This is a genomic window from Microcystis sp. LEGE 00066 (assembly GCF_015207925.1).
GTDB lineage: Bacteria > Cyanobacteriota > Cyanobacteriia > Cyanobacteriales > Microcystaceae > Microcystis > Microcystis ichthyoblabe_A.
In genome coordinates this window covers 1-5,413 of sequence record NZ_JADEVX010000239.1, presented here as the reverse complement: position 1 = coordinate 5,413, position 5,413 = coordinate 1, and the positions used below count along the sequence as shown (strand labels likewise).

Genomic DNA, 5,413 nt, shown 5'->3' with positions numbered 1-5,413 from the left:
TGATAAGGGGGGTGCCGATCCCCCCTCAATCCCCCCTTTAATCTCCCCTTAATAAGGGGGGTGTCTGAAAACTTTTAACACCTACCTACTTAGTTTGTGCTTTTTAATTTTTTGAGAACTAGCCAAGCATTCGTTTAATTGTGTCAAGATTTCCTCTTTATTTAAATTTCTGCCGATAAAAACTAACTGATTCTGAGGAGATGTATCCCATTCTACCGCTTGCAGATCGTAACGAAGACCGCTCAATTGAAAAATATGTTTTAAATCGCTTTGTTGAAACCAGAGAATACCTTTAGCTCGAAAAACATTTATCGGCATTTTTTCCGCGAGAAAAGGTTCAAATTTATCTAGATTAAATGGTTTATCGCTAACAAAGGAGACAAAATTAAAGTCTTCAGGAGATTGATTATCAATGGAGATTGGGCGATTTTTTTGAAAGTCTCTCAACTGGACTTTATACAATTCTTCTTTAGTTAAACCTAGATCTAACAATAAACCCAAAGGAACCTGACCATAACTACTTTTTAGAAGTCTTATACCCTCTTTTTCTCGACGAATAAACTTTTCTAAATCATCTAATTTCTTGGGACTGACTCGATCTATTTTATTGAGAATTACCACGTCACCATAACGAATTTGACTAAGGGCAATATTACTATCAAAATGATCGGCAGTAAAGGTTTCAGAATCCACGAGGGTAATAATAGAATCTAAGCGAGTCAGATATTTTAATTCCGTGGCTAAGAAAGTGAGGATAATTGGCAAAGGATCGGCTAATCCTGTGGTTTCAATAATTAGATAGTCCACGGGTATTTCTTTTTCTAAGACCTGATAGACTGTCTCAATTAAACTATCATTAATCGTACAACAAATACAGCCATTACTCAATTCTACCATATCTTCATCGATGGAAACAAGCAATTGAGAATCAATATTAATATCCCCAAACTCATTGACTAAGACGGCAACTTTTAACCCTTCTTTATTGTCAAGAATATGATTGAGTAAGGTGGTTTTTCCACTCCCTAAAAAACCCGTAATAATCGTCACAGGCATTCCCGATTTAGGTAAACAAGGGAGGGAATCGGAGAGGGGAATTATCAAAGAACTCATGGCAGCTAACCCACTTGTAAGTTAATTAATTGGCAGAAAATAGGCTTTTCTCAACCCTGTTAAATTCGCTTGGAGGGGATCGATATCCACTAATTGCTGGTTTATACAAAAGCTTCAGAGATTAGTTTTAGATAGGATCGCCGTTTGCATTTTTTCTAATAAATCTGCCAGCGTCATCGAACCTAAATCTCCCCCTTGTCGAGTGCGAATGCTTAGAGTTTTACTGCTAACTTCTCGTTTTCCAATCACAGCTAAGACAGGGATTTTTTCCAGTTCTCCTGTACGAATTTGTTTGCCTAAACGCTCACCACTTTTATCGATTTCCACTCGATAACCAGCTTGTTTTAACTGCACTGCTACCTCTAAAGCATAATGCTGCTGTTCATCACTAACGGGTAATAAACGGACTTGAATAGGTGCTAACCAGAGAGGAAAATCTCCCGCATAATTCTCGATTAAAATACCAAAAAATCTTTCCAAAGAGCCAAAAATAGCTCGATGAATCATAATCGGTCTTTCCCGACTACCATCCCTAGCGACATATTGCATATCAAAGCGTTCTGGCAAGTTAAAATCGACCTGAATCGTGGAACATTGCCACATTCTACCGATCGCATCTTGAATTTTTATATCAATTTTAGGACCATAAAAAGCCCCACCTCCCTGATCCTCAATATAATCCCACTTTTTAGCATTTAAGGCCTCAATTAAAGCTGCGGTTGCCAATTCCCAAACACTATCGCTACCCACGGATTTACTGGGACGAGTCGATAAATTTATCTGATAATTAGTAAAGCCAAAATCGGAGAGAATTTTCTCGGTTAAATTTAAAACTCCTAGAATCTCTGCGGCAATTTGTTCGGGCAAACAAAAAATATGAGCATCATCTTGGGTAAAACCTCGCACCCGCATTAATCCGTGTAAAACCCCCGATCTCTCGTAACGATAAACTGTGCCTAATTCTGCCCATCTTAGGGGAAATTCTCGATAGGAATGCAGGTCATTTTGATAGGTTAAAACATGAAAAGGACAATTCATCGGCTTAATTTGATAGCTTTGCTGTTCTAACTCGATCGCCTCAAACATATTGTCGCGATAAAAGTCCCAATGTCCAGAAGTTTTCCACAGATCTAAATTAGCTAGATGGGGAGTATAAAGAAATTGATAACCCGCTTCTAAATGAGCTTGGCGCCAATAATCTTCGATTAAATAACGCATTGTTGCACCCCGGGGATGCCAAAAAACTAAACCGCCACCGGCATCTTCTTGGATGCTAAATAATTTTAATTTTTGTCCCAATTTGCGATGATCTCGTCGCTGCGCTTCTTCTTTTTGTTGGAGATAATTTTGTAATTCTGCGGGGGTTTGCCAAGCTGTGCCGTAAATTCGCTGTAATTGCGGCTGTTTTTCATCTCCTTGCCAATAAGCACCCGCTACACTCTCCAAGACGAAAGCATTCGGGTTAATTTCCCCCGTCGAGTTGAGATGGGGTCCCGCACACAGATCCCACCAAAATTCTTCTGGGGGAGAAACAGCGCCATCAATTAACGAGGGTTCTCGATCGCTCCGTCCTGCGTCCGGACTACCGATAAAATAACGGGTAATGGTTTCATCTGGGGGAATTCTCTCTAAAATTAACTTTTTGTAGGGTTGATTAAGGCGCTCGATTTCTGCGGTAATTTCGCTTCTTTCCAGCACTTCTCGGATAATTGGCAGGTTTTTCCCGATAATTCGCCCCATTTCTGCCGCTATTTTCTCCAAATCTTCGGGGGTAAAGGGTGTTTGGCGATCGAAATCGTAGTAGAATCCCGTTTCTGTCCAGGGACCAATAGCGACTTTGGTTTCAGGAAAGAGAGTTTGTACAGCCATCGCTAAGATATGGGCGCAAGTATGGCGTATTTTTAAGAGTTTTTGCGAATCGTCTTCGATAACGGGGCTTTCTGTTAGAGGATGCCTAATTTGATTGACCATTGCCAGTTAAAACGATAATCATTATCATCTTAGCAGAGGAGGGCGAACTTCTGAGAGAAAAATGCGATCAAGTCCCATAGCGGTAAGCTCAATGCTGAGGTGTTTATCCCAGTCGTTCTATGGTAGAACACGATTGAAGCGCAGAACAATCTCTAGTGGAAGCTTTGCGACGACAGGCTGCCCAAGATGATTTTCTGACACGGCAATGGTATTACACTAGGCTACGGGATGCTTATCGGCAGTTACGAATTGCCTATCCTGATCAAGAGGGATATGCAAGTATTTTAACCAATTTAGACATCGGGTTAGTGCAAAGTTCTTGAGGTAAAAAATGATGATAACCACCGCTTATCTAGATACCTGTATCTTTGATATATTTTTTAAACACAGGAGATAGATTAAACAAGATTTCTGACTCTTGAATTTTAGTTAATAAATATCTTTTTTGTAAAGATTGTAATCCTTTAATCTCTTCGGGTCTAATTCCCCGCCGCTCGCGGCGTACAATAGAAAAATGAGTGAATACATCCATAAGAGCCATAATGTAAGTGTTTTGCTATATCATTTAGTGTTCCCAGCCAAATATCGTAAAGCCGTTTTCGACGAACAGGTAGATAGCTTGTTGAAAGAAGTCTGTCTAGAGATGGAAAAACGATACGAGATAAAGTTTGTAGAAATTGGAGTGGATAAAGATCATGTGCATTTTCTGGTGCAATCAGTACCGACCTATAGTGTGACAAGGATAGTGACAATGATTAAAAGTATAACGGCGAGAGAAATTTTCAAAAAGTGTCCTCAAGTGAAAAAGCAGTTGTGGGGAGGAGAGTTTTGGAGTGATGGATATTACGCAAGTACGGTAGGAAAGCATGGGGATGAAGGTATGATAGCGAGATATGTAAAAGAACAAGATAAAGAATACCTGCAGCTACACCAAAATCTACAATTGAGTCTATTTTGATTCTGATACCCCGTCCGCTTGCGGCGGGGTAGTTCATTAAAGTCATCCCCTGACAAATCTAAACTTGATTTTAATTCATTTCTTGAACAATCTTTTTCTAGGTTGCTTAAGGCTTGAATAATTTGTTTTTCAATGGGCGATAATCTCTTAATTATCGTAGCTAAACTTTCCTTTATTTTTGCCGTAATAGCAATATTTTCATCTTGTAAAAACTCACTGACACAACCATGATAAACATCTTTAATTAAAACAGCAATATCTTTTAAATAAGATAAGTTTCTTTCGTATAACTGAGCTAATTTTAACCAACTTTCTTCATCTTCTAAACCTAAATTATTGAGGATTGCTCGATTATTTAAACCTTGTAATTCAAGCAAATCTAATTTTTCATCTGAATAATACATCTCTGAACATCGCTCTTGACTAATTAAAATTAAACTACTTTGATGTTCGATTTCGTTAGTAATTATTGAGAAAAATTTTTGATACTCCTTATGTTTAGTTTGATATTGCCCTGCTAATTCACCCTCGCTAAATAATTCCTGTACGTTGTCAAAAATAATTAAACACTTTTTCTGTTGCAATAATTTTAAAAATAAAGTCAATTCATCGTGATTATTTAAGATAAAATCCGTATTGATTTTAGTGAAAATATCAGTAATAATTGTGTCTAAACAATTGGATATTTTTAGATTTTGCCAAATAACTACTTCAAAGTTTTCTAAGTTTAATTCCACAAAATGCCTAACTAAGGTAGTTTTCCCAATTCCACTCAATCCTAATACGGAAATTAAAGGCTTTTTTTCGATTAATATTCTCTGTGTTAAGATTTCTAATTCTGAAATGCGATCACAGAAATTAGGGTTTATCTTTGGAGCTAAACTTAAATCATGAAATAATGTTTCTGAGGGAAACTTTTCTTTATTTTCAATCGGTCTAATGGTATCAGTTTGAGTAGAATTTATACAATAATTAATATTTTTATTTAGTATTGTAAAAAGTTGGGAATTAACTGCTTTTTCGATAGTCCAACGAAAATTAGATTTATTAAGCTCTTTTTCTTCTAATCCTAATTGCTTAGATAAAACCTTAAATATTTTATTTGGCTCTTCGTTACTCTTTATGCTAAATCAACAGACAAGATGCCAAGATAACATACTTCTAACCCAAAAATTCCGAAAGTTTCTAAAGCCATAGCCTCTCCGTTTTATTAGTTTAAGTTTATTGTTGATTCCCTCGACCACCCCATTCGTTGTCCTTCGCTCGAAATAACTAATTATTTCTCCAAACCAGTTTCGGATTGTTTGACAACTCTTAGTAAAAACACTGGAGGATTTTGCCAACCATTCCGAGATGGATAGCATTCCCTCT

At 37.3% G+C, this 5,413-nt stretch carries 6 protein-coding genes; 2 read left to right on the top strand and 4 right to left on the bottom strand.

Translation table 11 applies throughout. The annotated features are described in order from the left end of the window. Positions 1-81: 81 nt before the first annotated feature. Both IQ224_RS21265 and thrS read right to left on the bottom strand, forming a co-directional pair. Positions 82-1,113 carry a GTP-binding protein gene (locus IQ224_RS21265; protein ID WP_002742238.1) on the bottom strand — a complete coding sequence of 344 codons (1,032 nt, stop codon included), beginning with the start codon at positions 1,111-1,113 and terminating at the stop codon, positions 82-84. 114 nt (positions 1,114-1,227) lie between these two features. Then, entirely contained in the window at positions 1,228-3,084 is a 1,857-nt protein-coding gene (gene thrS, locus IQ224_RS21260) for a threonine--tRNA ligase (protein ID WP_002742239.1), read from the bottom strand. Positions 3,085-3,239: 155 nt separating this feature from the next. Here thrS and IQ224_RS21255 point away from each other — a divergent pair, with 155 nt between their 5' ends. Then, the gene (locus IQ224_RS21255; RefSeq protein WP_002742240.1) at positions 3,240-3,407 is read left to right on the top strand and encodes a hypothetical protein; all 168 of its coding nucleotides are present in this window, start codon (positions 3,240-3,242) and stop codon (positions 3,405-3,407) included. Positions 3,408-3,598: 191 nt separating this feature from the next. After that, positions 3,599-4,042: an IS200/IS605 family transposase gene (tnpA, locus tag IQ224_RS21250; protein ID WP_002740761.1), complete on the top strand. Its 444-nt coding sequence runs from the start codon at positions 3,599-3,601 to the stop codon at positions 4,040-4,042. Here tnpA and IQ224_RS21245 read toward each other — a convergent pair. Both IQ224_RS21245 and IQ224_RS21240 read right to left on the bottom strand, forming a co-directional pair. Further along, entirely contained in the window at positions 3,928-4,833 is a 906-nt protein-coding gene (locus tag IQ224_RS21245) for an AAA family ATPase (RefSeq protein WP_370583160.1), read from the bottom strand. The genes tnpA and IQ224_RS21245 overlap by 115 nt on opposite strands. A 339-nt stretch (positions 4,834-5,172) precedes the next feature. Next, a partial coding sequence (locus IQ224_RS21240) for a transposase (RefSeq protein ID WP_194032751.1) occupies positions 5,173-5,413 on the bottom strand: 241 nt, incomplete at its 5' end.

What these genes read in the sequence shown, in the direction of transcription:
- IQ224_RS21265 (WP_002742238.1), bottom strand. Translation starts at nt 1,113, where the DNA reads ATGAGTTCTTTGATAATTCCCCTCTCCGATTCCCTCCCTTGTTTACCT.
- thrS (WP_002742239.1), bottom strand. Translation starts at nt 3,084, where the DNA reads ATGGTCAATCAAATTAGGCATCCTCTAACAGAAAGCCCCGTTATCGAA.
- tnpA (WP_002740761.1), top strand. Translation starts at nt 3,599, where the DNA reads ATGAGTGAATACATCCATAAGAGCCATAATGTAAGTGTTTTGCTATAT.